Below are 25,471 nucleotides of genomic sequence, written 5' to 3' on the forward strand. Positions count from 1 at the left end.
AAAAGATAAATAAAAGTATTCTAGAAAGAAGAAATTGCCAATGTTAAAAACAATCTTTTTAAGTCTCATTCGCTTTTATCGCAAGTTTATTTCTCCGTTAAAACCGCCAACCTGTCGCTTTTACCCCACTTGTTCGCAATATGGATTAGAAGCGATCCAGCGTTATGGTGCGATTCGTGGTGGGTGGTTAACCATCAAACGAATTGTCAAATGCCATCCCTTTCATCCCGGTGGCATCGACCCTGTTCCAGAAAAACTGAAAAAGCAATAAAAATAGGTTGCTTTTTTGCAAAAAATTCGATATGATAATTTTCGGACGATAAATCGTAATGGTTCCTATTAATGAAAAACTGGAGGCATTTATGAAAACACGTATCTTGGGGATTATTTTATTGATATCTATTTTAGTATTAGCAGCTTGCGGGAATGAACAACAACAAAACAAGGAAAGCAAGCTAACGATTTATACAACCGTTTATCCTCTACAATATTTTACAGAAAGAATCGGGGCTGAGCAGGTTTCCGTAAAATCTGTTTATCCACCTGGTTCTGATGAGCATACCTTTGAACCTTCTCAAAAAGATATGATGAAGTTGGCGGATGCAGACTTATTTTTTTATATTGGCTATGGGCTAGAAGGCTTTGCGCAAAAAGCTGAAAAGACATTGAAAAATGAACAGGTCAAATTTACGGCTATCGGAGAGAAAATAGATGTGGAGTCGCAGTCTCATCAAAATGAGAATCATGAGGAACATGAACATGATGGGCATGAGCACGAAGAACATGAACATGGTGAGGAAGATGGACATCATCATGGTGACGTGAATCCCCATCTTTGGATTGATCCGATCTATGCGAAAGAATTAGCGGAACAAATTTTGCAGCAATTGGTGGAGGCGAAGCCTGAGTACAAATCAGAATTCGAAAAAAATTACAAAGATTTAACAACAAAATTCGATCAGCTTGACCAAGATTTTTCTGAGATGACTCAAGCAGCGAAAAGAAAACAATTTGTTGTCGCCCACGCGGCCTATAGCTATTGGGAAAGTCGCTATGGATTGGAACAAATGGCGATTTCAGGCATTTCTTCAACAGAAGAACCTTCTCAAAAAAAATTACAAAGCATTGTGGACGCGATAAACGAAAAAAATGTACCGTTTATTTTTGTAGAACAGAATATCAATTCCCATTTGGCGGAGGTCATTCAAAAAGAGACGGGAACTCAGATACTTCATATCCATAACCTAGCCGTTTTAACGGAGAATGACATGCAAAATCACGAAGATTACGTTAGTCTAATGGAAAAAAACTTGACCGCACTGAAAAAGGCTTTAAATGACTAGTTCCGTATTTGCTTCTTCAAGGGTTTGCCTGATTGAACAATGACGAATCATCCAAATAATGGGGCTATAGTATAACAAGACCAAACATAAAAAGTCGAATTCCTTAGTGTAAGGAATTCGACTTTTTTAAATTGAAATTCGCTTCGTTCTCCTGAATCCTTTCCGTGCGACTTCACTGATCTAAACTTTTAACAAACCGTTGAATCCGCTTCGATGCTTCCTCCAATTGTTCCAATGAGGTTGCGTATGAACAACGAATATACCCTTCACCGCTTTCGCCGAATACATTTCCGGGGACGACGGCGACTTTTTCCGTCATGAGCAATTTTTCTGCGAATTCCTCTGAAGACAAGCCGGTATTCTTAATAGACGGAAACAGGTAAAATGAGCCGCCCGGTGATTCGCAGTCAAGCCCCATACTGTTCAACTGATGCACTAAATAGTTTCTTCTCTGACGGTAACTACGGACCATTCGTTTTACGTTATCACAGTTGCCGGCCAACGCCTCCAGGCCGGCGTATTGGGACATTGTCGATGCACACATCATGGATGATTGATGGATTTTTAACATCGCCTGAATAATCTCTTTTGGGCCCGCCGCATAACCGAGACGCCAGCCTGTCATCGCAAACGCTTTTGAAAACCCCGAAATGATGACGGTCCGCTCTTTCATCCCTTTCAAAGCCCCTGTGCTGACATGGTCCTCCTCGTAAATTAATTCTGCGTAGATTTCGTCGGAGTAAACGAGCAGATCATGGTCTTTTACAATTTGCGCAATGGGTTCCAAGTCGTTTCTGCCTAGGACCGTGCCTGTCGGATTATTAGGATTGCATAAAAAAATCGCCTTTGTTCTTGCAGTGATCAACATTTCGAGCTGTTCCGACGTTGGCTTAAATTGATTTTCCGCCTTTGTTTCGAGAGGAACGGGTTTCCCGCCTGCCATTTGAACGAGCGGTGTATACGAGACAAACCCTGGCTTAACGATGATCACTTCGTCGTCCCTGTCGATCGTCGCACGAAGAGCCAGATCTATTGCCTGGCTTGCTCCGACGGTCACCAATATTTCATCTTCCGGGTTATAATCCAAATCATATTTCGTTAAAAAACGGCTGATTTCCCGCCTCAAACTGAACAGGCCCGCATTTGACGTGTAGGCGGTGTAGCCCTGCTCAAGCGAATGATAACTGGCCTCAATAATATTCCACGGGGTTGTAAAATCAGGTTCACCGACACCAAGGGAAACCACATCTTCCATCTGTGAGGCGAGATCAAAAAAACGCCTAATCCCGGAAGGCTGAATTGAATTAGCTACTTCTGATACAAAATGGCTGCTTTTTGTTGCCGTCATGGTGACACCACCATTCTCTTATCCTTTGACTTTTCTTCAAAGATAACGCCGTCATGTTTATATTTCTTTAAAATAAAATGTGTTGTTGTCGAAATGACCGAATCAAGTGTCGAAAGCTTTTCGGCGACAAAATTGCTGATGTCAGACATTGATTTTCCCTCGACCGTAACCGATAAATCATAAGTCCCGGACATGAGATAAACCGATTTGACTTCGCTGTGGCGGTAAATTCGTTCAGCGGTTTGATCGAACCCCACACCTCTTTTCGGGGTGACCTTCACATCAATCATCGCGGTGATGTCTCCGTGGTCTAGTACTTTTGACCAATCAATGACCGTAGAATAGCCCTGAATCACCTGTGATTGCTCTAGACTTTTTTTCATTTCGGAGACTTCATTTACGGACATATTCAGCATCTTTGCCAGTGTTTCAATTTCAATCCGTCCGTGAGATTCCAATATTTCCAGTAATTCCAGTTCTTTTTCCTTCATAAGTGGCTACTCTCCTCTTCTGTGCTTTTGATATCCATGAATATAACCTATTTTAGCTAAAAGAAAAAGGGAAATTTAGCGCAAATTATTGTTCTACGCCATTTTAAAGCAAATTTTGTACTAAAATAAATAAACGTGGATTAGGTGACCTGAGTAGGGATAGCGATGATCGGCGACTTACACCAAAGAAGGAGAAATTCATTTTGTGGGAAATCCCACCTGCATGATGAGGTGGGATTTCGGGTATGCACTATTTTATTTTGAACGCGGCATTTTTCTCGAATTATTGGTGACTAAGGCATTCGTAGAGCCCATTCACTTTTACTGACGTATTCTTATTGGGATTTGTCACCTTGTTTCGCTAAAAGCGTATTTCTTTCAGGTCCTGTTGCGCTGATTTTTCTATTGTAAAGTCGTTAAATAGATAAAAAATGGGCTTTGTAAATTGGGTATTGCCTGTTGGTATAGACAGATCTTCCCCAGCCGCTGCTTCTAGTATTTCCTTATTGATATACGTATATTGGAAGTTTTTGGAATGCGTTATCACCTGGATTTGTTCCGCTCTCTTATTGCATCCTATGATCAAATTATGATGAATGATATTTTCCACTTCCGCCTTACCGGCAACAATTTTGGTCCAGTCCCCATTTTTGTCCTGAATCCGTGCCCAATTATCCTCGATTTGTTTTCCCGTCTTAAAATAGGCTGCTGTTTGCCAATTTTTTTGATCAAAGTAAGTGCCCGTCCTCTGATTAATTTCAGATACATGGCAGAGGACGGGGGTACCAGGCAGGGTCAGAAAATATTGATGATAGGTGAGTCCTTTATAATCTTCATTTTTCTGAATGGACGTCGTCAGCTTGATTCCCTGCCAAACGTTGCCTTTATTATCGGTTAAACGAGCAAAGTCCGCTGTACTCTTTTCTTTTGAAAGGGAATAGGGGCGAATTCCTGATAACCCACTCCATAAGCCACCTGACCATGGATTCCACCATAATTTTGGTTGCAGCGTTGGAAATGATGTATCCAACCATTCTTGTCCCCGGTATGTTAAATGATGGAGTGCGGGGAAAAACGCTGGCGTTGCTTTAAATTGAATGATTCCATTATCCACTGTCCACGTATCCAATCCTTCATCCGTGACCACTTCCGTTTTTAGGCCTGCTTCCTTTTGCCTAATGACAAGTGTCTGCCTTTCTTGAATGACTGCATCTAGCTTCGCCTTTGCATTCAGAATAGAAATGGCCGGCATGTTCTCCAATGAGAGCTCTGCTACCCACTCCGTTTTTTGTTCTTCACGGTGGAATTGGCTTACTGCTATTTTCTCTGCATGATTGGAAAAAGTAAGCGCCAATTCTCCATGCAAATAGTTGGATTTGTAATCCTTTACCGTGCAAATCGCTTTTTCCCCCTGAACAAATGGATTGTTGTTTCCCATCGAAACCGTCAAATGATTCACGGTTTGTAAATTGTTCTTGCTTACGGATGGATTCGCAAAGGTACGGAACGATTCGATGTCATGGAACGCACCGATGGATAAGTAAATAGGATTAGTTTTGACGGTACTTTTTCCCTCGATTTCACCAAGATCATGCTCCAAATAATTAAACCATGAACCAAAATGGATGTTGTCATCTGGATGCCAGCACATCCCAATCGGATTTTTATCATTCTGTACAAACAGCCAATTCTCTGAAACCAGGCTTTCATCCCAATATTCATAGGAGTTTCCAATGGAATCATTCATTTCTATCAAAGCATCTTGATAGGGAATCGTCGCTTTTTCAAGATCAAAATAGATCGACTGATTAAGCCATACGGGTCTCTCGGTTTTCACATCTAGTAGATTTTCCATTTCATAGTAGTTTTCTACTAATCCTTCATTGAAAAGCTTTAGAATCATATGCAGTTTCATAGAAGGGAAGGAAGCCAGTTCATAGCTCATTTTTGCCCCTATAAATCCCGCACCATCAAAGTATTCAATAGCCGTTGGCTTCGTTTTCGCTAATTCTTCAGAATAAGGCTTTCCAAGCTTAGGTGTTAAAAGGCTTAAATCACTCTCTTTTTTCTTTTTCCCAGTAAGAATCGTATTGTCGCTTTTGTCTAGTATGGCAAAATATGGGCCGCTATAAAGTTGGATATGTTTCTCATTTTCACCATGGAATCTAGCACCAATTCCTCTTAATGGGATTCCCACTTCTTTTGTAAAATGTACTTCCTCGCCACTCTTCTTTATTGCTTTTATCGGGAGCCGAGCATGATAGTAGCCGTGGGATTTGACGATGAATGGAACCGGTATCGACATTTTTTCTTTTGGTTCCATTTCCACTTGCACGGTTTGTTCCTCAAACTGAAGGAGAGGCGACGCAGGAAATGCCAGCTCGAAACGGACTTTTTCCCGAAAATTATTCACCATATTCAAATAGAATACGTTCCTTTTTTCTACAAATGTCAAATCATCTGGTAAGTTTGTTGTTACTTGTGCAGGGTACTTGGGTAAAATGCCTACCTTAAACACGGCCTGCTTTCCATTGATTTTCACCATTGTTTGTACGGTTGGATGTGTTTTAAACGTATCTTGCTCTTCTTGAATCACATCAACGTAGAAGGTCCCGATGATTTCTGCATGATCTGTTACATCTATTGCCTCATGGAAGGAATACTGAATATTTTTATCCTTTACCCCTGTCAAATCAATATGAAGGGGCTTTCCGGATTTATTTCGAATCCTGTACCTGATCGTGTAATGGTTTCCAAAAACTAATGAATGGTTCTCGACAGTCGCTGAAATAGCATAATCATTTGTTTCGATGCATCGGATTCCTCTTCCAGTACGCTCAAATTCGATGCAGAGCGAGTCATTTTTATTTTTCCATGCGTATGGGTAGTAATGAAAATCATTCTCTACTCGACCATCAGGCTTTACTTCAATTTCACGAGTGCTCATCTCATACCAGCTTAATCCTGTAAAAAAATCCTGAACAGCCTCCGTTTGTAAAACCGTCGGCATAAAATTCATTAAGTGTGTCGTATCATCGCGGTCTTCCCAGAAAAACCCGCATTTTTTGTAAAGCGGAACAGCCTTTGTATTCCCTGGCCAGGTATACAAATCGAGTCTTGGCCATTTTAACTGAATCGCTTCTTGTAAGGCGGTTAAAAGCAATTTCTTTCCAATCTTCTTACCATGATAGTCATCACGAACATTCAACAGAGGGATGTAAAGCGCCCCTTCATCCTCCCGGTATTCACTTAAACCACAGTATCCGACAACCCGATCTCCTTCAAGGGCCAGAAAGGTATGGATATTGGTGGAATTCGCTTCCCGATGTAAAATCGATTCTTCCGTATCAACCGTATTCGCACCACCCCAACCGTCCCGACTATGATTCCACATATCAGCAACCCTCGCGGCGTAATGCTCATCATATTTTACAATCTGGATATTCATCATCTTCATCTCCTTTTGGCGTGGGATATAGGGTCAGTCCCCTATCCCAGTGATTGCTTCGTCTTTTACTGATACAAAAAAGAACTATTCGCCCCTGAATAGTTCTTTCCATTTGCTTGGATCATTTAGCAATACATACGAAATGATCCGAAATATGGAATTAAAAAACCACAGAGTGCAACCACACCCTATGGCCTGTATACAGTAATTAGGTAAAAATCAAATCGAACAATAGGTTGTGTACAACATGTTATGAAGTTTTACGGTAAATAGATATGGATAAGCTTTAACCTTGATCATGTTAAACAACCCCTTAATCGTTTGGAAGATTTTTACTATTTCATTATACTGAAAACGGATGTTTTTGTAAACCGTTGTTAAGAGTGATTGACTCAACTTACAACTTTATAAAATGGACTATGAGGAATTTAAATCCTTTTCGTTGTTCTCTGTGCTTAATAGGTAGATGGAGGTTTGGTCATGAGAGAGGATGCAATATTAGTAAAGGCGATTCAGCAGGGAGATGAGGCCGCACTGGAAGAACTGGTTTGTCGTTATTATGATGAAATATTTTATTATATTTATCGCCTTGGAAGCCCTTATGAAGAAACAAAGGATCTCACACAAGAAGTCTTTATTGCAATGATGAAGGCATTGCCAAAATATAAGGAACAAGGAAATTTTAAGGCGTGGCTCTATAAAATTGCTTATAATCGTGCGATGAATCACTTTAGGCAACATAAGCATTCTGTCTCTTTTTCTGCAGAGCAAGAAAATCTAAAGATAGGGTTGGATATTAGTGAACAATTGGTCAATCAATCATTGGTTAAGGAGTTACTAAATTCACTACCAAAAAAACAGAGCAGTACCTTAATTTTAAAATATTATCACGGATTTACGGCTGTAGAAATCGCAAAAATTATGGGTACGTCTACTCCAACTGTTAAATCGAGACTTTATCAGGGACTACAAAAATTGAAAAAGCGAATGAGAGAGGGAGATTTTAATTGAAAAATACCAATAAGAATAGAACCGATGAAAAGCTGACCTCATTATTCAAAACATATCCGTTACCGAAAATCAAAGAAACGGAGAGAGAGGAAGTAGTCAAACGACTACTAGCATATATGCCTATCGAACAAGAACGAACGATTGAAGTGATGCAAAAACTAGTTTGGCAATCTTTTATTAGGATATTTTCTCATTACAAAATACAATTAATTGCCTTATTGCTGCTGATATTTGCAACTTGGACAGTAATGCCGCTCACAATCGATCCATGGTTCATTTTTGTGTTCACTTCACCCGTCCCTTTATTTTTAATAGGCTGGCATCTCATGCAAGCTCAAACGGATGACATGGTTGAATTGGAAACGACATATAAGTATTCTTTCCAGCAGATTCTCTTTTCAAAAGTCGTCGCGGTTACAGGATGGAGTATAGTCATCTATAGTTGCACATTGCTTTATATGGTTCTCATTCATAATGTTGAGCTATCTATGGCACTTTTTCATATGGCAGTTTCAGGGTTAACTCCCATTTTATTATTTAGCCTGACTTTATTAAGACTAAGTATTAAATATCGCAATGAAACCTCCTGGATCGTCATAATCCTTACTTGGGTTTTCTTTGCTCTTCTTTCGATTTATACTCCATTGGGACCGATTCTTCTTGCCATTCATTCCATCATTTATGGAATCATCAATTTTGCTCTCATTGCGTTATTAGGGTATCAATTAAGCCATATTTGGAGACTGGAGCGACTACCGCATGAGTTTCATTAAACTAGGACTTATGGAAGGAAAAAAACTATTTTGGCAACGTGAAATTTATATTGCGCTCTTTTTATGTACCCTTTTTTTTGTAATGGCAATGATAAGTGATCCGGACCCCCCAGGACCGCTCCTATTTTGGAAAACGTTAGTATCCATCGTCCCTTATATCGGATACTGGTTTATTGCCATTTTAATTGTTGTTGGTGTTGCAAGATGTTTGCCCTTTGACAGGGAACAAAAAATGGAGGAATTAATGCTAACGTACAAGAAAGGTCGCCTCCCATTATTAATGGTCAAACAGGCCGTTATTTTTATTTATTGTGCGCTGATTGTCCTGTATTTTTATCTAGTCGCAGGCATTACTTTAGCAACGAACTACGACACGGCTGGTTTATTTACCCAAACAAAATTGTCACCAAATCTTTCTGTACATTTGAATCCCGAATGGACATTTGCCCAGCTTTTACTTTATGAGTACGGTTATATGGTTCTTGCCAGCTATATTTTCGCTTTGTTTATTTTTTTGTTGTCGTTATGTATAAAAAGAAGTGTATACATCATGATGATGGCAGGAAGTATCTTTGCAGGCGGGGAGATCTTTGACAAAGTCATTGCAAAATACATTGGAACCATGGAACTGAGCAACTATCTCACACCTATGTACGAATATGGCTTCAATGGGATGTTAGGGTTTCAATATTTAGGTTCCTTCAGTATATTTTCAGCGAGCGAAGTATATGGATTATTTCTATTGATTGCCTGTTTGTTATTCATGCTCAATCTTTTCACGGGAAGGTGGAGGAGATATGGTTCGCTGGGAGGTTAAAAAAATAATAAAAAATAGATGGATTCTCCCCACTATAGGAGGCATTATTTGTCTGTGGGGAATGATTTTATATTTCGCTACTCAAAATGGGCCAGATTTATTATTAACAAGGGCTAAGACATTTTGGCATATACTTGGATCATTGACAATTGGCTATATCATTATCTTTGTGAATACGAAATTGTTTTGTTTAGATGAGGAGGAAGCAGTAAAAGAGGTGATTCTAACAACTCGATATGGAAAAGGCTGTATTCTTTTAAAGCGGATGATCGCTACAGTTATTTCTACAACTTGGTTTATAGCCATCTGTTTGATCATTCAGATCATGGGGTTTATCTTTTTTGTAGAAACGAAATCGACCTCATTGGCATTCATTATGGATTGTTTGGAAAACTCTTTTTCTATATGGATTGGCAGTATTTTATTTGCCATTTTTGCAGCTTGCATTTGTACAATCTTTCAATCACTTACAGTGACAGCCATTCTTTGTGGTTTTCTATATGGGATGACGTATATATGGAGAGGGGATCTTCTTAACCCTTTTTCGTTTGAATGGTTTTTGGAAAAAGGTTTCTTTTCCTACTTGATCCGGACGAATGATATTTTAATGGAGCCGAAACTGGGTCCTTTAACCTTTTGGTACGTTTTTCTTATGTTTGTCATTTTGATTCTTACCATAAAGATACAGTCGAGGAGACATGAATTATGAAGCTAAAAATAGAGAATATCACCCATCAATATAAAGATTTTTATGCATTGAAAAATGTAAACTGTGAATTATCTCCAGGTATATATGGTCTATTAGGTCCAAACGGAGCAGGGAAATCAACGTTAATGCGGATATTAGTGGATGTCATTGCCCCAACCAAGGGAAGAGTTGTTTATAATAATCATGAAATTTCAACGTTAGGTTCGCGTTATCGAGATCTATTAGGCTACTTGCCACAGAATTTTGTTGGCTATCGCCATTTTACAGCGGAAGAGTTTTTGAACTATGTCGCCAACTTAAAAGGATTAGATAAGCAATCCGCTCAAATTCAGGTAAAACAACTCTTGGAATTAGTCGGATTAGCAGACGTCAAAAGGAAAAAATTAAGAGGATTCTCAGGTGGTATGACCCGTAGAGTTGGAATTGCACAAGCATTATTAAATGATCCTGATATTTTAATCTTAGATGAACCAACGGCTGGTTTAGATCCCAGTGAGCGCATTCGTCTACGTGGGATTTTATCAAAACTTGCAAAAAATAAAATTATTATTCTCTCCACACATATTGTTTCCGATATTGAGTATGTGGCGGATGAAGTTTTACTTTTAAAAGACGGCGAATTTATTGAAAAGGCGCCTCCAAATCAATTATTAGATCAATTAAATAATCAAGTGTGGCAAGTGCAAATAGCAGATAATCAACTAGCAATGTTTTCAGCAAAATACGCAATATCCAATGTACATCAACAGGGGGCTAACATTGAAATACGTCTTATCTCACAGGAAAAACCATCTCCTTCCGCTATAAATGTAGAACCAAGAATGGAAGATCTTTATGTTTCCTACTTTGGAACGCAGGAAAATAGTGCGAGCTTTCATAATGTATGATAATTTCCGGGAGAATGAGCAACGATTTTAGGGTCCTGTTGCAGCTAAAAAACCGAGCGGTGGAAATCCTACACTCGGTTTTTCAAACGATTATTTCTGTATGCATACATACTTCCTCTATCCGACGATTATTTAATGAAAATCCAATGCCTGGAAGAGTGGGCACTGTGATTTTTCCCTTAACCATCTCAATGGGAGGATCAATAATATCCTCTTCCCAATAATGAGTGGAGGGAGATAAGTCACCTGGAAGAGTGAAACCTGGAAGGGAGGCTAAGGCAAGGTTATGGGCCTTTGAAAGGCCAAATTCGATCATACCGCCACACCAAACTTGGAGTTTATTTTCCATGCAGAGATCATGAATTTGTTTCGCATTTGACAGCCCCCCACACGTCCTACCTTTATATTCATGATTTGGCAGCTGCCTAATTGTATCGCGCTTTTTGCATCATGGACATTTGTAATGCTTTCATCTAAGCAGATAGGGGTAGTGATTTGTTTTTGTAGGATGGCATGTTCTACCAGATCTGTCGGACCAAGGGGCTGCTCAATCATGAGCAGGTCGAATTCATCCAAGGCACGGAGTCGGTCGACATCAACCAATGTATACGCAGAATTAGCATCAGCCGTCAAGGATTTTTCCTGTCACTCACTGGTACAAACTATGTCATAAGTGATCCATTTGATGGCTGTAATCACAGGCTTTTTGTTGGTCTTGTCCGACAACATGAATACAAATTGTTTGAATCATTTTGTGCTATAACCAATCCAGCCAACTAGGGACAGTTCCCTCTAGTTTAGCAAGCTCACCCTCTATTACCTTTGCTACCATTACTCCATTCTTACCTGTATTGTTTATAATGTATATTTCATCTATCTCATCTTTGATTGCGATTAAGTTTTCAACGGACCGTGAATTTCTTCTAATTATATCGTCTTTAGGTATACTATGCCCGCCTTTTAAATGTCTAAGCCTTACACGTTCTATATTTAATTCTACCCCATCTAAAAATAAGTAGTACATAATAATGTAATATCCCTTTGACCTAGCCTCTTTAATCTGCCTTAAGGACAATTTACTTGATAGAGTTGTTTCAAAAGAGAAATTCATCCCCCTATTCATACAGTCTTTCACCTGGCTTATCGTTCGTTTACCCGATTCCTTCTTTGGGTTTAATACATTATCCGATCGTAAAATACGTTCAATATAATCATTATCTATATCTAATTCAGAAAATATCTCATTTTTCATTAGTGACCTGTAAGTGCTTTTACCCGAACCGTTGTTACCTGCAAAAACATACAACGTTTTCATTCATTTGAAGCCCTATCCGTTATCTCTTTATAACCACTGGGATATTCTTTTACCAATTTTCCATTTTCAACGTAAATGATTGGTTGATTATACACCTTAGCATCTATCATAGCCCTTTCACCAGTGAACTTCGCCATTTTCGAAGCTTTATCGCTTAAACCACGTTTAACCACAATTACCCCTCCTTGATTCGGTATATTTTTACAACAGACATTGAAATGAGTACAAATACATTCTCACTTAAATTAAAAGAACAATTGCCAACTGAATCTATGATTAGAAAAATTCAGTTAGCTCTTGATTAAATTTGACCATAAAAAATATGCAAGTTAATGCGGAATTATATTCATTATTCCATAATACAAGTATAAACGAAAATCCACCACTTTTGTTAAATTTTCCTGTTTATAACAAATATATAGAAAGGATTTTCTATGTCATATCGTTGTGATTATTTCTTTATGCCTACACACCTCTTCCAACCGCTGTTCGTTTACTGAAAATCCCATTCCTGGAAGAGATGGAACGGTGATTTTTCCCTTATCCATCTCAATGGGAGGATCAATAATATCCTCTTCCCAATAATGAGTGGAGGGAGATAAGTCACCTGGAAGAGTGAAACCTGGAAGGGAGGCTAAGGCAAGGTTATGGGCCTTTGAAATACCAAATTCGATCATACCGCCACACCAAACTTGGAGTTTATTTTCCATGCAGAGATCATGAATTTGTTTCGCATTCGTCAGCCCCCCCACACGTCCCACCTTTATATTCATGATTTGGCAGCTGCCTAATTGAATCGCACTTTTTGCATCATGGACATTTGTAATGCTTTCATCTAAGCAGATAGGGGTCGTGATTTGTTTTTGTAGGATGGCATGTTCTACCAGATCTGTCGGACCAAGGGGCTGCTCAATCATGAGCAGGTCGAATTCATCCAAGGCACGAAGGCGATCGACATCAGCCAATGTATACGCAGAATTAGCATCTGCCATGAGGGGGACGTCCGGAACTTCCCTTCTTATGTTCCTGATCCATTCTAGATCATTTGCAGGACTGATTTTTAATTTAATCCTTTCAAAACCTTGGTCACAGAACTTTTCTATTTCAGTAAGCGCCCGTTTTAAATCTTGTGTGGCCACAACCGCTCCAGCACGTACGACTTTGCGGGTTCCACCGAGTAGGGTAGCCAGCGACTTTCCCCTTTTTTTTGCATACAAATCCCAAAGCGCTGTTTCGATTCCACTCTTTGCCATTTCATTTCCCCGCAGATGAGAGAATTCTCGGGAAAACTCATCGGGATGGGCAAACGTTTTTTTTAATAAAACTGGTAAAATAAAATCCTTTTGCATATGATAAGCAGTCTTTACCGTTTCTTCCGTATACCATGGAGAGGAAAAGGCAACTGTTTCCCCGTAGCCAATTTCTCCTTCACGATCCCATAATTCAATAATAATCGCTTCCCGTTCTTTGACAATCCCTAAATGAGTGGAAAAAGGTTTTTTTAACGGCATGGAAATGATCGAAAGCTGCGCTTTGACAATATTCATCATGGAGTCTTCTCCCCTTTTACATAATCCATTAGCTTCCGGCGCAATAATTTATTCGCTGCATTTCGCGGCAATGTTTTGACCTGTATCACTCGTTTCGGTACCTTATAAGCCGCTAAATGGGCTCGGCAAAATTCAGTGAGCCGCTCTTCTGTCACAGGCCTTTTGACAACAACAAAAGCATAGGGAACCTGCCCCCATTTTTCATCTTCCAAGCCGATAACCCCAGCCTCAACGATGGCTTCATGCCCCATTAGAATGGCTTCGATTTCCGCTGGATAAATATTCTCCCCACCAGAAATAATTAAATCGGAGCGTCGGTCTAATACGTATAGAAATCCTTCCTCATCCAGATAGCCAATATCTCCCGTTTTGAACCACCCTTGAGCAAAAGAAGCTGCGTTCGCAGCAGGACGACTTAAATAACCACTTGTAATAGTAGGTCCCTTTAATTGAATTTCTCCTGCTTGTCCTGCTTCCGCAACTCCCCCATCCGTATCTGTGATTCGGATTTGTGCTGGGAAAAGGGCCTTTCCTGCTGACCCTAATTTTCTAAAAGCATCTTCTGGACTTAAGGTGACAATCTGTGAGGCGGTTTCGGTCATACCATACGTTTGAAAAATGGGAATCCCCTTTTCCACACAGCGTTCTAGAAGAGGCAACGGAGCCGGTCCTCCACCAAGTAACATGCAGCGGAAACGAGGATGGTACGTCTGCTCTTCTAGTTTTTCCAACATTCGATTAAGCATCGCAGACACAACCGACATGATGGTCACTTGTCCCGATTGAAGCAGAGAGTTGGCTTTTTCCTCTTCAAATTGTTCCATTAAATAAGCCGGCATCCCGTAAATAACACTTTTCATCAAAATCGACAGGCCACTAATATGAAAGAGGGGGACCGCACATAGCCAAGCATCTTTTTCTTGAAGGCCTAGATTCAAAGAAGATCCGATCGCATTCCACCAATGATTCCCATAGGACTGCATGACCCCTTTTGGCTTCCCTGTGGTCCCGGAAGTATACATAATCGAACAGGTATCTTCGAGATCATACTCCTGCCTAATGTTTATAGGTTGCTGAGGGAATGCGTTATATTGATCGGGGGTATAGATCCGAAGCTGAGGATGCTTAAGCTTGAGGTTTTTGGTCATATCCACAAACACCTCATCATAAAAGAGGACGTCTGTCTCACTATCTTGTAATTGAAAACTCAATTCCATGGCAGTCAGGCGATGGTTTAAAAAGACAGCCTCGATACCAAGCTGCTGGAGCGCATAAATCAACCAAACCATCTGAGGATGATTTTTCATTAAAATCGCTGCGCGAATATCCTGATCATGGAAACAAGAAGCCAATCTACCTTGCACGTCTTGTACGATTTCTTTCACTTCTTCAAAAGTCCATACTTGATCTTCAAACACCAATGCAGGTTTGTTTGGACTAATATGGCTCCGCTGTATAAGCCAATTCGGGATCCTCTCTCCCATCCTTTTCACTTCACTTTCTGGCAATAATCGTGGGGTTTTTTATGATCGGAACAAACTTTAAATTTCAATTTTGGGCATTATAAACGCTCCTTAACGACCGTTTCAATGACTTTTTCCTAATTTCGGGCGTTATGATCGCTGCTTAACGACCGATTCAAGGACTTCCTCTCCATTTTGGGCGTTATAAACGCTGCTTAATGACCGGTTCGATGACTTCCTCTCCATTTTGGGCGTTATGATCACTTCTTAACGACCGATTCAAGGACTTTCTCTCCATTTTGGGCGTTATGAACGCTCCTTAACGACCGATTCAAGGACTTCCTCCCAATTTCGGGCGTTATGAACGCTCCTTAACGACCGATTCGGGGACTTCCTCTCCATTTTGGGCGTTATAAACGCTGCTTAACGACCGATTCGAGGACTTCCTCTCCATTTCGGGCGTTATGAACGCTCCTTAACGACCGATTCGAGGACTTCCTCTCCATTTTGGGCGTTATAAACGCTGCTTAACGACCGATTCGAGGACTTCCTCTCCATTTTGGCGTTATGATCGCTGCTTAACGACCGATTCGGGGACTTCCTCTCCATTTTGGGCGTTATAAACGCTGCTTAACGACCGATTCGAGGACTTCCTACAATTTTAGTCGTTATGAACCTTCCTCAGCCCCGCTTTTATCTCAAAGAGCCCCCATTTAACTAAGAAAGACCTGATGGCATAGCCACCAAGCCTCGTTAGGAGCGAACAGCTATTAAGGAAAACGTGGGAATTGATCGAAGTCTGGTTTGCGTTTTTCCTTGAACGCGTCTCTTCCTTCTTTTGCCTCATCCGTTGTGTAGTACAGCAAAGTGGCATCTCCTGCTAATTGTTGCAAGCCAGCCAATCCGTCTGTGTCCGCATTAAAGGCTGCTTTTAAGAAACGCAAAGCGGTTGGGCTTTTTTTCAGCATTTCTTCACACCATTTTACCGTTTCTTCCTCCAATTGCTCTAGTGGCACAACGGTATTGACCAAGCCCATATCTAATGCTTCCTGGGCATTGTATTGACGGCATAGGAACCAAATTTCTTTTGCTTTTTTATGGCCCACAATTCGTGCTAAATAGCCTGAACCATAACCGGCATCAAAGCTTCCTACCTTTGGTCCTGTTTGACCAAAAACAGCGTTATCTGCTGCAATCGTTAAATCACAAACAACGTGAAGGACATGTCCCCCACCAATCGCATATCCTGCTACCATGGCCACAACGGGTTTTGGAATCACACGAATGAGCCTTTGTAGATCCAGCACATTCAAACGTGGGATATTATCTCCCCCAACATACCCCCCATGTCCTCTTACCTTTTGATCGCCACCTGAACAAAAGGCTTTCTCTCCTGCGCCTGTTAAAATGATGACCCCTACTTCTTTATCATCACGGGCGTAGGCAAAAGCATCCATTAATTCCATCACGGTTTCCGGCCTAAATGCATTATGTACATGAGGTCGATTGATCGTAATTTTCGCTATCCCATTATATGTTTCATATAAAATATCTTCATATTCCCTTTCGCTTGTCCAATGAATTGCCATGTTCTTAACTCCTTTCAGCCTTTAATAAGAACTTCTTTACTATTGTATCAAAATTTGTCGGATCCTCCACATGAATTGCATGACCGACATCAGGTACACAGGTCAAACTAGCCTTTGGAATGACCTGCTTCATCTCTTCTGCAATTTGACAAAACTTTGGATCTTTTTTCCCGCAAATCAATTGGATAGGCATAGACAGACTTGCGAGGGTGGACCACCAAGAAGGTTGTTGTCCTGTTCCCATTCCGCGCAGGCTATTAGCAAGTCCAAGAGGAGACTGATCTAATCGTTGCCTCCGAATTTGGTGGCGAATCCGTTCTGGCAATTTACTTTGTGAAGCAAATAGGGGAATCCTCTCCCAATAATCGACAAATTCTTTTATCCCCTTTTTTTCGATCATTTGTGCTAATTGCTTATCTTTGAAAACACGTCCTTCTCTTTCCTTCATCGTTTTTAAACCAGGTGAAGCACTCTCTAAAATCAAGCTACTTACTTTTTCCGGAAAAAGAATGGCAAACGTTAAAGCCAAACGCCCTCCCATCGAATAACCGAGAAGATGCACTTTTTTAATCTTTAAGGCTTCTAAAAGAGCGGTTAGATCAGCGGCAGCTGTCTCTATTTGGTATCGAGCAGGATCAGTTGGTGCACTCGTCCTTCCATGGCCCAAAAGATCAACAGATAGTAGCGTAAAATCATCCCGCAATTGTTTCTTTAAATGTGTCCAAGTTGTATGATCCCCTGTAAAACCATGTAACAGCAAAACCACCGGGCCTTTCCCCTGCATTTCATAAAAATAATCAACATCGTTGACACGAATGATCATTTTTCAACACCTTGCAGATAGGTCGTTATTTCCCGGGAAACTCGATCCCACATTTTCCGATGGGATGCAAGATTTTTCGATCTATCTGTCGGGATTTCGATCACATTTAAGCCTTCATAGGAAGCTGCTTCCTCAATCACCATCGAAAACTTCTCCCAATCTGTGATTTTCGTATATTGCCCTTGATACAATTGAACAGCATGCTCATAATTCAATCCTATTGGGGTACCAAATAAAACCTCGAAATGCTGCTTCGATTCTGCCTGGGGCAAGTAAGAGAAGATGCCTCCCCCATCATTGTTTAGAATAATAATCGTGATATTTAATTTGTACAATTTTGCGGCCAGCAGTCCATTCATATCATGGAAAAAAGATAAATCTCCAATCAATAAAAATAACGGTTGTTGATAGACAGAAGCCCCTAAAGCCGTTGACACAACACCATCAATCCCGTTCGCACCGCGGTTCGCCATCACCGTGATCCCTTGATTATTTTTATGGAAAAATGTGTCTACATCGCGAATCGGCATACTATTTCCTACAAAAATGGTGCTTTTGTTCGGTAATAATGGGAAAAGCTCATACAATACTTTTCCTTCCTCCAATTCCTTCTCCAAAGACACATGCGCTTTGATCGCCTTTTTCACTAATTGATCCAACTGCTGCCATTGAGATAACCATTTATTATTTTCATTCGCCTTTACATGGTGAACCAATTGTTGGCAAAATGCAGTCTCATCCATTTGAATCATCTTCGTTCCAAGGTGATAAGGATCCCTCCACCCTGCATGACCATCCACAACAAGATGAGGAATTCCCCGATATTTTTTCATAAAGAGAGCAAGGGGTTTGGATACAGGCATCGCCCCAAAGCGCAGAATAAACTCTGGTTGGCATTCCTTAAGTACACAATCTGTTTTCAAAATCGCATCATAACTGTCGATAATGATGGGATCGTCGATTCTTAGCTGGGACAAAGGATCCGCCAAAATAGGAAAAGCCAATTTTTTAGCTAATCGGATGGCCGCATTCGAAAAGGATGGTTGTTCCATTGGACCGCAAATAATCAATCCTTTTTGATACCGGCTCATATCGCTTGCCATTCGTTCAAGTGTAGTCCCTGGCAATGTGAATGTCCCTGTGGCTGTTTCATATTCCTCCTGCTTCTCTGGAAATGGGTAGGGATCAAGAGCAGGAAGCAAAGGCTCGCGAAGCGGAAAATTCACATGCACAGGTCCCGAAACTGAGCTTGTGCATTCTTTCACAGCGCGGCGAGCCATCATTTTTGAATAAGCCATTTGCTCTATACTCTTTTCAGGTAAGGCCATCTCAACAAACCACTTCACATGTTGACCATATAATTGAAGTTGATTAATAGCCTGCGGAGCTCCCACATCTCGCAATTCATGGGGGCGATCTGCTGTTAAAATAATCAGAGGAACCCTTGATAAATTAGCCTCAATCACCGCTGGATAATAATTGGCAGCAGCCGTTCCAGAGGTACATAATAGAGCAACTGGCGACTTTGAAGCTTTCGCGAGACCTAGAGCGAAAAATCCGGCTGATCGCTCGTCAATATGAATATACGTGTTTAACTCCCTATGTTCCACCATTAAAAGAGCAAGTGGCGTAGAACGAGACCCAGGACTAATCACGACATCCCGAACTCCAGTTTGAACAAGGCCTGTAATAAAAGCGGCCAAATACTGAGTCATTGCTTGTTGATGTGGATTCATAATATCTCCTTCCCAAAAGCCCGTAGCATCGGCTGAAATTTTATCCGTGTTTCAAGCAACTCTTTCTTAGAAATCGATTCAGGCACCAAGCCACATCCTGCATATAAATAAGCGGTGTTTCCCTTCACGAGACCTGAACGAATGCCGACAATAAATTCTCCGTTTCCTCGATAATCTGTCCAGCCGATTGGACTTGCATAAAAACCTCGATCCATCTTTTCCTCTTCGCGAATTATTTTCAGTGCCGCTTTTGTCGGAACCCCGCCCATTGCGGGCGTAGGATGAAGAGCTTGTACCATTTTGAGAATAGAGCTATTCCGCTTTGCCTTTCCCTTAACTGGTGTAAATAAATGTTGAATATACGGGGTTTTCATCAAGACGGGCTCTTTAGGTATCGCCAGGTTTTCACAATAAGGCCTTAAAGCATCCTCTATCATAGAAACGACCAATTCATGTTCAAAAAGATTTTTTGAATCCTTTAACAAGCTGTTTCCTAAACGTTGATCTTCTATTTCATCTTTCCCTCTCCCGGTGGAGCCAGCTAAACAGGTCGATAAAACTTGATCATCCTCTATTTTAATCAGCCTTTCTGGAGAAGCACCAAGAAAACAGCTATCACCCGCCTCCATAGAAAACACAAAACTTGTTGGCTGCTGGGATAGAAGGCTGTGAATAAGGGGTTCTGATGCTACGGAATCGGCTAAATCAAGCTTCATTTTTCTTGCCAACACAACCTTTTGCATCTCAGTTGTCTGTAATTCCTTTACAATCTTCTCAACACTTTGCAACCACTCGGCAATGTTATATTCCTTACGATTGTTTACGGCGGGAAGAGAAAAGTCCTGAGGCTTCATCTGTTTGATTCTATTTTTCCATTCATCCCTTAATCCTGTTTCCAGTTTTTCAAAACTATTGATCGTTAAAAAATATTGCTCTTGAACGCAAGTAATCATGATTTTTGGCAAATAAAATAGGGAGTCACCATAGTTTTCCCACTCCTCTGAAGCAGGCTGTTTCGTGTCAAACGAAAAGCCCCCAAACAAAAGTGGCCCAATTCCAGCTATTTCATAATCATTATGAATATCGGCATTATTCAACAAATCACGCCATTGTTGCTGAATATCTTCAAATCGAGTTTCTGGAGATTTACTTGTGATGGAAACGGAAATCCCAATCCCTACGATAATGGTTGTATCATCTGAACTTCTCCAATAAAATCGCTGTCCATTAAATGAAGAATGAGTTCTTTGATAAAAAACGAATGGATCACATGGATCCAGTTGCATTGTATAACTATAAAGTTTGCCCCCTTCGTTTGTTGACACATATTTAAAACTATTTGGGGATAATAATGTCTTCAAGTCAATCTCTCCTAAAGCTGCGTTCTTAAGTTGGGTGTTCCCCTTTATTATATATGAAGAAGAATTTTAAATGTAGTGTTCGCACTTAGGAAATGATTTTCCAAAAATAATTATCATGAAAAGATTGACACTTTGTGACACTTTACCTAAAATTTATAGGATGGGTATATTATTACAGGTTAGAAAAGTATAAAATTAGCTAGCGTTGGATAGCTTCAGCGCCCAGCGATTAGCAAACTTTCGGTTTCTACATTCACCACGTTTTTTTATCTCGTCAGAACCGTAAAAAGTTTGTATGTCGTTAAACGGCCGCTTCTGCTTTTCTATTAGAGGAGAGAAAATTCTATGAAAGTTCAGACTGGTTCCGTTATACCATCAGATAAAGGTTGGAGAATATGGTGGCAGTTGGCCCGTCCCCATACGCTAACAGCCGCATTTGTTCCCGTATTACTTGGAACAGCCTTAGCCGCAAACCATTATGCTATTCATATTCCTTTATTTATAGCCATGCTGCTTGCAAGTTTGTTGATTCAAGCAGCAACCAATATGTTTAATGAATATTTTGATTTTACAAGGGGACTGGATCATGAAGAATCGGTTGGAATTGGGGGAGCCATTGTTAGAAACGGGGTTAAACCAAAAACAGTCTTAACATTAGCCTTTGTTCTTTTTGCGATTGCCCTTCTGCTTGGTGTCTATATTTCGCTCGAAAGTAGCTTATGGATTGCAGTTGTCGGCTTTGTTTGTATGCTTGTCGGCTATTTTTATACGGGTGGACCATATCCGATTGCCTATACCCCTTTTGGTGAATGTATGTCGGGATTTTTTATGGGATTTGTGATTATCCAAATTTCATTTTTTATCCAAACTGGATTTATTTCACAAATGAGCATTTTTATTTCCATTCCTATTTCGGTCCTTATCGGAAGTATTATGCTTTCTAATAATATTCGTGACCTAGATGATGATAAAGAAAGCGGTCGGAAAACAATTGCCATTTTGGTTGGGAGAAAAAATGCCATCAAATTACTTGCCTCCATGTTTATTTTTTCTTATTTATGGATTGTTTTCATGGTAATTTTTACCGATACCCCTTACTGGTTATTCATCACTTACTTAAGTATTCCTAAGGCGGTTAAAGCGGTAAAGGGTTTTATAGGCAAAACAAAGCCCCTGCAAATGATGCCAGCTATGGTAGCTACAGCTCAAACAAATACGATTTATGGTTTATTCATGTCTGTTGGAATAATTATAAGTTATTTTATTTAATGGTCCTCCTTTTATCAGGAGGGCTTTTTTATGTTTACATCCATTCAAAGAAAGGAAAAGAATAGATAATCACAAATAGGTCCTGATTAGTAATTGAAAAAATGTTTATACTACATGAGAAGACTTGAAAGGAGTGCCGCAATGATTACTAAGCAGCAAAAGTCGAAATTAAGAGAAGAACTTTTACAGCAAAAAAAACAGCTTGAAATAACAGAAGATGAAGACAGTTTCCGTAATCGAAGCGCTCATGAAAATATTGGAGAACTTTCCCTTTATGATAACCATCCCGCTGATGCTGGCACAGGATTTTACGAAAGGGAAAAAGATATGGCTTTATCTGTACATGCCCAAGATGAGCTAGGAAAAGTTGAGCATGCCCTCAAAGCAATGGACGAAGGAAGCTATGGACAATGCGAGGTATGCGGGAAAGAGATTCCTTATGAGCGTCTAGAAGCACTCCCCTCTACAACGTTTTGCATCGATCATTCACCAGAACAAAAAGTACCTGGAGATCGACCAATTGAGGAAGATGTACTAGAACCTGCTCATGACAACTCTTATTCTTATCGACTGAAAAGCCCAGTGAGGGATTATGAGGACAGTTTCGAAGAAGTTGCTAAATATGGTACTTCTGAAACGCCTTCTGATTTTGTTGGCGATTACGATGATTATAATGAACTTTATCATGATGATAGCAAGGATGGAACACAAGAAGAATACGAAAACTTTAGTGTAACAGATATTACTGGCAAGCATAGAAGTACCATTCGTTCAGATGAACAAGTGGAATATGAAGAAAGATTGGATGACACGGGAATGGAGTCACCATTAGGCGATATTCCTTACAAAGAAAAGGACAGCTATATTGAAGATGACCATTCTGATTAACACGTCCGAAAGTTTCAGAAGATCACGAAGTCTTGAAGGATGATACAGCTTTTTTATCTCTTAAAGAAAAAAGGATAATATCTTCTATAGAAGATATTATCCTTTTTTAAGATGACCCCTACGGGATTCGAACCCGTGTTACCGCCGTGAAAGGGCGGTGTCTTAACCGCTTGACCAAGGGGCCCTATAAAATATGTAATGGCGGAGAAGGAGGGATTTGAACCCTCGCGCCGCTTACGCGACCTATGCCCTTAGCAGGGGCACCTCTTCAGCCACTTGAGTACTTCCCCGAATATAGATTCAATAAATTTCCAATAGCTAATCTATCACATATCTACTATACATTTGGAGAAACTCCGCAGGTAGGATTCGAACCTACGACCGATCGGTTAACAGCCGATAGCTCTACCACTGAGCTACTGCGGAATGGTGGGCCTAAGTGGACTCGAACCACCGACCTCACGCTTATCAGGCGTGCGCTCTAACCAGCTGAGCTATAGGCCCAAAGTTAAAATGGAGCGGGTGATGGGAATCGAACCCACGACAACAGCTTGGAAGGCTGTAGTTTTACCACTAAACTACACCCGCAAAATGAAATCTTTATGGGGCGACTAGTGGGAATCGAACCCACGAGTGTCGGAGCCACAATCCGATGCGTTAACCCCTTCGCCATAGCCGCCAAGACGCATCGTTTAAAATGGTGGCTCAGGACGGAATCGAACCGCCGACACAAGGATTTTCAGTCCTTTGCTCTACCGACTGAGCTACTGAGCCTTACTGCTTTTATGTATAAATGGCGGTCCGGACGGGACTCGAACCCGCGACCTCCTGCGTGACAGGCAGGCATTCTAACCAACTGAACTACCGGACCATTATTGCGGGGGCAGGATTTGAACCTGCGACCTTCGGGTTATGAGCCCGACGAGCTACCAGACTGCTCCACCCCGCGACGTTTTGAAAATTATTATTATGGCGGAGGAAGAGGGATTCGAACCCCCGCGCGGTATGACCCGCCTGTCGGTTTTCAAGACCGATCCCTTCAGCCAGACTTGGGTATTCCTCCAAAAGAATAAAATAATGGTGGACCTTGTAGGACTCGAACCTACGACCGGACGGTTATGAGCCGTCTGCTCTAACCAGCTGAGCTAAAGGTCCATTAAATGATAGCGGCGGAGGGGATCGAACCCCCGACCTCACGGGTATGAACCGTACGCTCTAGCCAGCTGAGCTACACCGCCACATTGGTCATTCACATAAAAATGGTGGAGCCTAGCGGGATCGAACCGCTGACCTCCTGCGTGCAAAGCAGGCGCTCTCCCAGCTGAGCTAAGGCCCCATACAAAAATAATCGGGAAGACAGGATTCGAACCTGCGACCCCTTGGTCCCAAACCAAGTGCTCTACCAAGCTGAGCTACTTCCCGTTAAAATGTGAGAAATAGAATGTTGGATGTTATCGTGTATTAGGCGAAACCTACCAATCCAGATTCTAGTATCTAGAATTGGCGCGCCCGAGAGGAGTCGAACCCCTAACCTTTTGATCCGTAGTCAAACGCTCTATCCAATTGAGCTACGGGCGCAAAAAAATGCCGAGGACCGGAATCGAACCGGTACGGTAGTCACCTACCGCAGGATTTTAAGTCCTGTGCGTCTGCCAGTTCCGCCACCCCGGCATAATCTGGAGCGGAAGACGGGATTCGAACCCGCGACCCCCACCTTGGCAAGGTGATGTTCTACCACTGAACTACTTCCGCAGACTTTTAGATATATAAATTTTGAAATGCGGGTGAAGGGAGTCGAACCCCCACGCCTTGCGGCACTAGATCCTAAGTCTAGCGTGTCTGCCAATTCCACCACACCCGCTCGATGAAATGGTACATACTTACTTGTCAATGGTGAGCCATGCAGGATTCGAACCTGCGACCCTCTGATTAAAAGTCAGATGCTCTACCAACTGAGCTAATGGCTCGTCCATGATGCCGGCCAGAGGACTTGAACCCCCAACCTACTGATTACAAGTCAGTTGCTCTACCAATTGAGCTAGGCCGGCAAAGTAATAATGGTGGAGGATGACGGGCTCGAACCGCCGACCCTCTGCTTGTAAGGCAGATGCTCTCCCAACTGAGCTAATCCTCCATTTTTTAGCCTGGCAACGTCCTACTCTCACAAGGGGAAGCCCCTTATTACCATCGGCGCTGAAGAGCTTAACTGCCGTGTTCGGGATGGAAACGGGTGTGACCTCTTCGCTATTGTCACCAGACCTTACTTGTATATGATTGTGCTGACTTCTGCTCAGAAGATCCCTTGTAGAAATCGACATATCTTATTATAACTAATTTTATGTAAAAATCAAGAGAATTTTTTATTCTCTCAAAACCAGATAAAGGAGAAGACAAACACAAGAAGGTTTGAATATAATCCAGCTCCAGCGCCTATCGACTAGCAAACATCGTTGGACAGGCGCTTCCGCTTTTTAATTGATTAAGTCCTTGACCGATTAGTATCCGTCAGCTACATGCGTCACCACACTTCCACCTCGGACCTATCAACCTGATCATCTTTCAGGGGTCTTAAGGCTTTAAAAGCCTAGGGAAATCTCATCTTGAGGGGGGCTTCATGCTTAGATGCTTTCAGCACTTATCCCTTCCGCAC

The 25,471-nt window shown here is 41.2% G+C and carries 20 protein-coding genes, 21 tRNA genes, 2 rRNA genes and 1 pseudogene; 9 read left to right on the forward strand and 35 right to left on the reverse strand.

Translation table 11 applies throughout. From position 1 onward, the window contains the following. Nucleotides 1–40 precede the first annotated feature (40 nt). Together yidD and MUB24_RS17660 are read left to right on the forward strand one after the other, a co-directional pair. A complete protein-coding gene (yidD, locus tag MUB24_RS17655) occupies nt 41–271 on the forward strand; it encodes a membrane protein insertion efficiency factor YidD (RefSeq protein ID WP_244706418.1) in 231 nt (76 codons plus the stop codon). A gap of 91 nt (nt 272–362) precedes the next feature. Then, nucleotides 363–1,343, forward strand: coding sequence for a metal ABC transporter solute-binding protein, Zn/Mn family (locus tag MUB24_RS17660; RefSeq protein WP_244706420.1), 981 nt, complete (start codon nt 363–365; stop codon nt 1,341–1,343). A gap of 172 nt (nt 1,344–1,515) precedes the next feature. On the opposite strand, the gene MUB24_RS17665 is transcribed toward MUB24_RS17660, so the two are convergent. From MUB24_RS17665 to MUB24_RS17675, 3 genes are all read right to left on the reverse strand, one after another. Further along, nucleotides 1,516–2,691 (reverse strand): aminotransferase, encoded by a 1,176-nt coding sequence (locus MUB24_RS17665; protein ID WP_244706422.1) that lies wholly within the window; start codon nt 2,689–2,691, stop codon nt 1,516–1,518. Next, nucleotides 2,688–3,182, reverse strand: a complete 495-nt coding sequence (locus MUB24_RS17670) for an Lrp/AsnC family transcriptional regulator (RefSeq protein WP_244706424.1) — start codon at nt 3,180–3,182, stop codon at nt 2,688–2,690. Before MUB24_RS17670 ends, MUB24_RS17665 begins: the two co-directional genes overlap by 4 nt. A gap of 361 nt (nt 3,183–3,543) precedes the next feature. Further along, nucleotides 3,544–6,630 carry a GNAT family N-acetyltransferase gene (locus MUB24_RS17675; RefSeq protein ID WP_244706426.1) on the reverse strand — a complete coding sequence of 1,029 codons (3,087 nt, stop codon included), beginning with the start codon at nt 6,628–6,630 and terminating at the stop codon, nt 3,544–3,546. 480 nt (nt 6,631–7,110) lie between these two features. Between MUB24_RS17675 and MUB24_RS17680 the strand changes: the two genes are divergently transcribed. From MUB24_RS17680 to MUB24_RS17700, 5 genes are read left to right on the forward strand one after another with little or no spacing between them, the layout of a single operon-like run. Then, nucleotides 7,111–7,641: an RNA polymerase sigma factor gene (locus MUB24_RS17680; RefSeq protein WP_244706428.1), complete on the forward strand. Its 531-nt coding sequence runs from the start codon at nt 7,111–7,113 to the stop codon at nt 7,639–7,641. Next, nucleotides 7,638–8,414 carry a hypothetical protein gene (locus MUB24_RS17685; protein ID WP_244706430.1) on the forward strand — a complete coding sequence of 259 codons (777 nt, stop codon included), beginning with the start codon at nt 7,638–7,640 and terminating at the stop codon, nt 8,412–8,414. Before MUB24_RS17680 ends, MUB24_RS17685 begins: the two co-directional genes overlap by 4 nt. Then, nucleotides 8,401–9,231 (forward strand): hypothetical protein, encoded by an 831-nt coding sequence (locus MUB24_RS17690; RefSeq protein ID WP_244706432.1) that lies wholly within the window; start codon nt 8,401–8,403, stop codon nt 9,229–9,231. Before MUB24_RS17685 ends, MUB24_RS17690 begins: the two co-directional genes overlap by 14 nt. Beyond that, nucleotides 9,212–9,940, forward strand: coding sequence for a hypothetical protein (locus MUB24_RS17695; protein WP_244706434.1), 729 nt, complete (start codon nt 9,212–9,214; stop codon nt 9,938–9,940). The genes MUB24_RS17690 and MUB24_RS17695 overlap by 20 nt, the downstream gene beginning before the upstream one ends. After that, complete coding sequence (locus MUB24_RS17700; RefSeq protein WP_244706436.1) at nt 9,937–10,827, forward strand: ABC transporter ATP-binding protein; 891 nt, start codon at nt 9,937–9,939, stop codon at nt 10,825–10,827. Before MUB24_RS17695 ends, MUB24_RS17700 begins: the two co-directional genes overlap by 4 nt. 82 nt (nt 10,828–10,909) lie before the next feature. Here MUB24_RS17700 and MUB24_RS17705 read toward each other — a convergent pair. The 9 genes and pseudogenes from MUB24_RS17705 to MUB24_RS17745 form a co-directional block, all read right to left on the reverse strand. Beyond that, nucleotides 10,910–11,460 (reverse strand): annotated as a pseudogene (locus MUB24_RS17705) (enolase C-terminal domain-like protein). A 124-nt stretch (nt 11,461–11,584) separates the two neighbouring features. Next, nucleotides 11,585–12,142, reverse strand: coding sequence for an ATPase (locus MUB24_RS17710; protein ID WP_244706438.1), 558 nt, complete (start codon nt 12,140–12,142; stop codon nt 11,585–11,587). Next, the gene (locus tag MUB24_RS17715; protein ID WP_244706440.1) at nt 12,139–12,315 is read right to left on the reverse strand and encodes a hypothetical protein; all 177 of its coding nucleotides are present in this window, start codon (nt 12,313–12,315) and stop codon (nt 12,139–12,141) included. Before MUB24_RS17715 ends, MUB24_RS17710 begins: the two co-directional genes overlap by 4 nt. Nucleotides 12,316–12,579: 264 nt before the next feature. Further along, nucleotides 12,580–13,689 (reverse strand): o-succinylbenzoate synthase, encoded by a 1,110-nt coding sequence (gene menC / locus MUB24_RS17720; RefSeq protein WP_244706461.1) that lies wholly within the window; start codon nt 13,687–13,689, stop codon nt 12,580–12,582. Beyond that, on the reverse strand, nt 13,689–15,176 hold the full coding sequence (locus MUB24_RS17725; protein ID WP_244706442.1) for an o-succinylbenzoate--CoA ligase: 1,488 nt from the start codon (nt 15,174–15,176) through the stop codon (nt 13,689–13,691). The genes menC and MUB24_RS17725 overlap by 1 nt, the downstream gene beginning before the upstream one ends. 749 nt (nt 15,177–15,925) lie before the next feature. Beyond that, on the reverse strand, nt 15,926–16,744 hold the full coding sequence (gene menB, locus MUB24_RS17730) for a 1,4-dihydroxy-2-naphthoyl-CoA synthase (RefSeq protein WP_244706444.1): 819 nt from the start codon (nt 16,742–16,744) through the stop codon (nt 15,926–15,928). A 4-nt stretch (nt 16,745–16,748) separates the two neighbouring features. Continuing rightward, on the reverse strand, nt 16,749–17,567 hold the full coding sequence (gene menH / locus MUB24_RS17735; protein ID WP_244706446.1) for a 2-succinyl-6-hydroxy-2,4-cyclohexadiene-1-carboxylate synthase: 819 nt from the start codon (nt 17,565–17,567) through the stop codon (nt 16,749–16,751). Further along, nucleotides 17,564–19,303, reverse strand: a complete 1,740-nt coding sequence (gene menD, locus MUB24_RS17740) for a 2-succinyl-5-enolpyruvyl-6-hydroxy-3-cyclohexene-1-carboxylic-acid synthase (protein ID WP_244706448.1) — start codon at nt 19,301–19,303, stop codon at nt 17,564–17,566. Before menD ends, menH begins: the two co-directional genes overlap by 4 nt. Beyond that, on the reverse strand, nt 19,300–20,664 hold the full coding sequence (locus MUB24_RS17745; protein WP_244706450.1) for an isochorismate synthase: 1,365 nt from the start codon (nt 20,662–20,664) through the stop codon (nt 19,300–19,302). Before MUB24_RS17745 ends, menD begins: the two co-directional genes overlap by 4 nt. Before the next feature lie 345 nt (nt 20,665–21,009). On the opposite strand from MUB24_RS17745, the gene MUB24_RS17750 reads away from it, so the two are divergent. Together MUB24_RS17750 and MUB24_RS17755 are read left to right on the forward strand one after the other, a co-directional pair. Beyond that, nucleotides 21,010–21,933 carry a 1,4-dihydroxy-2-naphthoate polyprenyltransferase gene (locus tag MUB24_RS17750; RefSeq protein WP_244706453.1) on the forward strand — a complete coding sequence of 308 codons (924 nt, stop codon included), beginning with the start codon at nt 21,010–21,012 and terminating at the stop codon, nt 21,931–21,933. 141 nt (nt 21,934–22,074) lie between these two features. Then, a complete protein-coding gene (locus MUB24_RS17755) occupies nt 22,075–22,821 on the forward strand; it encodes a TraR/DksA C4-type zinc finger protein (RefSeq protein ID WP_244706455.1) in 747 nt (248 codons plus the stop codon). Between the two features lie 112 nt (nt 22,822–22,933). Here the strand turns inward: MUB24_RS17755 and MUB24_RS17760 are convergent. The 23 genes from MUB24_RS17760 to MUB24_RS17870 form a co-directional block, all read right to left on the reverse strand. Further along, nucleotides 22,934–23,005: transfer RNA gene (locus MUB24_RS17760), tRNA-Glu, on the reverse strand. Between the two features lie 15 nt (nt 23,006–23,020). Then, a tRNA-Ser gene (locus MUB24_RS17765) sits at nt 23,021–23,111 on the reverse strand. Nucleotides 23,112–23,175: 64 nt separating this feature from the next. Further along, nucleotides 23,176–23,247, reverse strand: a tRNA-Asn gene (locus MUB24_RS17770). Nucleotide 23,248: 1 nt separating this feature from the next. Further along, nucleotides 23,249–23,325: transfer RNA gene (locus MUB24_RS17775), tRNA-Ile, on the reverse strand. Between the two features lie 10 nt (nt 23,326–23,335). After that, a tRNA-Gly gene (locus MUB24_RS17780) sits at nt 23,336–23,409 on the reverse strand. A gap of 15 nt (nt 23,410–23,424) precedes the next feature. After that, nucleotides 23,425–23,500, reverse strand: a tRNA-His gene (locus tag MUB24_RS17785). Between the two features lie 19 nt (nt 23,501–23,519). After that, a tRNA-Phe gene (locus MUB24_RS17790) sits at nt 23,520–23,595 on the reverse strand. 20 nt (nt 23,596–23,615) lie between these two features. Beyond that, a tRNA-Asp gene (locus tag MUB24_RS17795) sits at nt 23,616–23,692 on the reverse strand. Nucleotides 23,693–23,696: 4 nt separating this feature from the next. Next, nucleotides 23,697–23,770: transfer RNA gene (locus tag MUB24_RS17800), tRNA-Met, on the reverse strand. Nucleotides 23,771–23,791: 21 nt separating this feature from the next. Then, nucleotides 23,792–23,884, reverse strand: a tRNA-Ser gene (locus tag MUB24_RS17805). 15 nt (nt 23,885–23,899) lie between these two features. Further along, nucleotides 23,900–23,976, reverse strand: a tRNA-Ile gene (locus MUB24_RS17810). A gap of 9 nt (nt 23,977–23,985) precedes the next feature. Then, nucleotides 23,986–24,059 (reverse strand) — tRNA-Met (locus tag MUB24_RS17815). A 22-nt stretch (nt 24,060–24,081) separates the two neighbouring features. Further along, nucleotides 24,082–24,157, reverse strand: a tRNA-Ala gene (locus MUB24_RS17820). 12 nt (nt 24,158–24,169) lie between these two features. Then, nucleotides 24,170–24,243, reverse strand: a tRNA-Pro gene (locus tag MUB24_RS17825). Nucleotides 24,244–24,322: 79 nt separating this feature from the next. Then, nucleotides 24,323–24,399: transfer RNA gene (locus MUB24_RS17830), tRNA-Arg, on the reverse strand. 7 nt (nt 24,400–24,406) lie between these two features. Then, nucleotides 24,407–24,492, reverse strand: a tRNA-Leu gene (locus MUB24_RS17835). A gap of 6 nt (nt 24,493–24,498) precedes the next feature. Then, a tRNA-Gly gene (locus MUB24_RS17840) sits at nt 24,499–24,573 on the reverse strand. A gap of 27 nt (nt 24,574–24,600) precedes the next feature. Continuing rightward, nucleotides 24,601–24,682: transfer RNA gene (locus MUB24_RS17845), tRNA-Leu, on the reverse strand. A gap of 30 nt (nt 24,683–24,712) precedes the next feature. Continuing rightward, nucleotides 24,713–24,788 (reverse strand) — tRNA-Lys (locus tag MUB24_RS17850). A gap of 8 nt (nt 24,789–24,796) precedes the next feature. Then, a tRNA-Thr gene (locus MUB24_RS17855) sits at nt 24,797–24,869 on the reverse strand. 10 nt (nt 24,870–24,879) lie between these two features. Next, nucleotides 24,880–24,955 (reverse strand) — tRNA-Val (locus MUB24_RS17860). Between the two features lie 8 nt (nt 24,956–24,963). Beyond that, nucleotides 24,964–25,079, reverse strand: a 5S ribosomal RNA gene (rrf, locus tag MUB24_RS17865). Nucleotides 25,080–25,296: 217 nt separating this feature from the next. Next, nucleotides 25,297–25,471 (reverse strand): 23S ribosomal RNA (locus MUB24_RS17870); the annotation flags it as partial.

It is taken from the genome of Lederbergia sp. NSJ-179, assembly GCF_022867885.1.
In the GTDB taxonomy this organism is placed as follows: Bacteria; Bacillota; Bacilli; order Bacillales; family Bacillaceae_C; genus Lederbergia.

Excerpts from the sequence above, each read along its gene's own strand:
- yidD (WP_244706418.1), top strand. The coding sequence starts at position 41 with ATGTTAAAAACAATCTTTTTAAGTCTCATTCGCTTTTATCGCAAGTTT.
- MUB24_RS17660 (WP_244706420.1), top strand. The coding sequence starts at position 363 with ATGAAAACACGTATCTTGGGGATTATTTTATTGATATCTATTTTAGTA.
- MUB24_RS17665 (WP_244706422.1), bottom strand. The coding sequence starts at position 2,691 with ATGACGGCAACAAAAAGCAGCCATTTTGTATCAGAAGTAGCTAATTCA.
- MUB24_RS17670 (WP_244706424.1), bottom strand. The coding sequence starts at position 3,182 with ATGAAGGAAAAAGAACTGGAATTACTGGAAATATTGGAATCTCACGGA.
- MUB24_RS17675 (WP_244706426.1), bottom strand. The coding sequence starts at position 6,630 with ATGAATATCCAGATTGTAAAATATGATGAGCATTACGCCGCGAGGGTT.
- MUB24_RS17680 (WP_244706428.1), top strand. The coding sequence starts at position 7,111 with ATGAGAGAGGATGCAATATTAGTAAAGGCGATTCAGCAGGGAGATGAG.
- MUB24_RS17690 (WP_244706432.1), top strand. The coding sequence starts at position 8,401 with ATGAGTTTCATTAAACTAGGACTTATGGAAGGAAAAAAACTATTTTGG.
- MUB24_RS17695 (WP_244706434.1), top strand. The coding sequence starts at position 9,212 with ATGGTTCGCTGGGAGGTTAAAAAAATAATAAAAAATAGATGGATTCTC.
- MUB24_RS17700 (WP_244706436.1), top strand. The coding sequence starts at position 9,937 with ATGAAGCTAAAAATAGAGAATATCACCCATCAATATAAAGATTTTTAT.
- MUB24_RS17710 (WP_244706438.1), bottom strand. The coding sequence starts at position 12,142 with ATGAAAACGTTGTATGTTTTTGCAGGTAACAACGGTTCGGGTAAAAGC.
- menC (WP_244706461.1), bottom strand. The coding sequence starts at position 13,689 with ATGAATATTGTCAAAGCGCAGCTTTCGATCATTTCCATGCCGTTAAAA.
- MUB24_RS17725 (WP_244706442.1), bottom strand. The coding sequence starts at position 15,176 with ATGGGAGAGAGGATCCCGAATTGGCTTATACAGCGGAGCCATATTAGT.
- menB (WP_244706444.1), bottom strand. The coding sequence starts at position 16,744 with ATGGCAATTCATTGGACAAGCGAAAGGGAATATGAAGATATTTTATAT.
- menH (WP_244706446.1), bottom strand. The coding sequence starts at position 17,567 with ATGATCATTCGTGTCAACGATGTTGATTATTTTTATGAAATGCAGGGG.
- menD (WP_244706448.1), bottom strand. The coding sequence starts at position 19,303 with ATGAATCCACATCAACAAGCAATGACTCAGTATTTGGCCGCTTTTATT.
- MUB24_RS17750 (WP_244706453.1), top strand. The coding sequence starts at position 21,010 with ATGAAAGTTCAGACTGGTTCCGTTATACCATCAGATAAAGGTTGGAGA.
- MUB24_RS17755 (WP_244706455.1), top strand. The coding sequence starts at position 22,075 with ATGATTACTAAGCAGCAAAAGTCGAAATTAAGAGAAGAACTTTTACAG.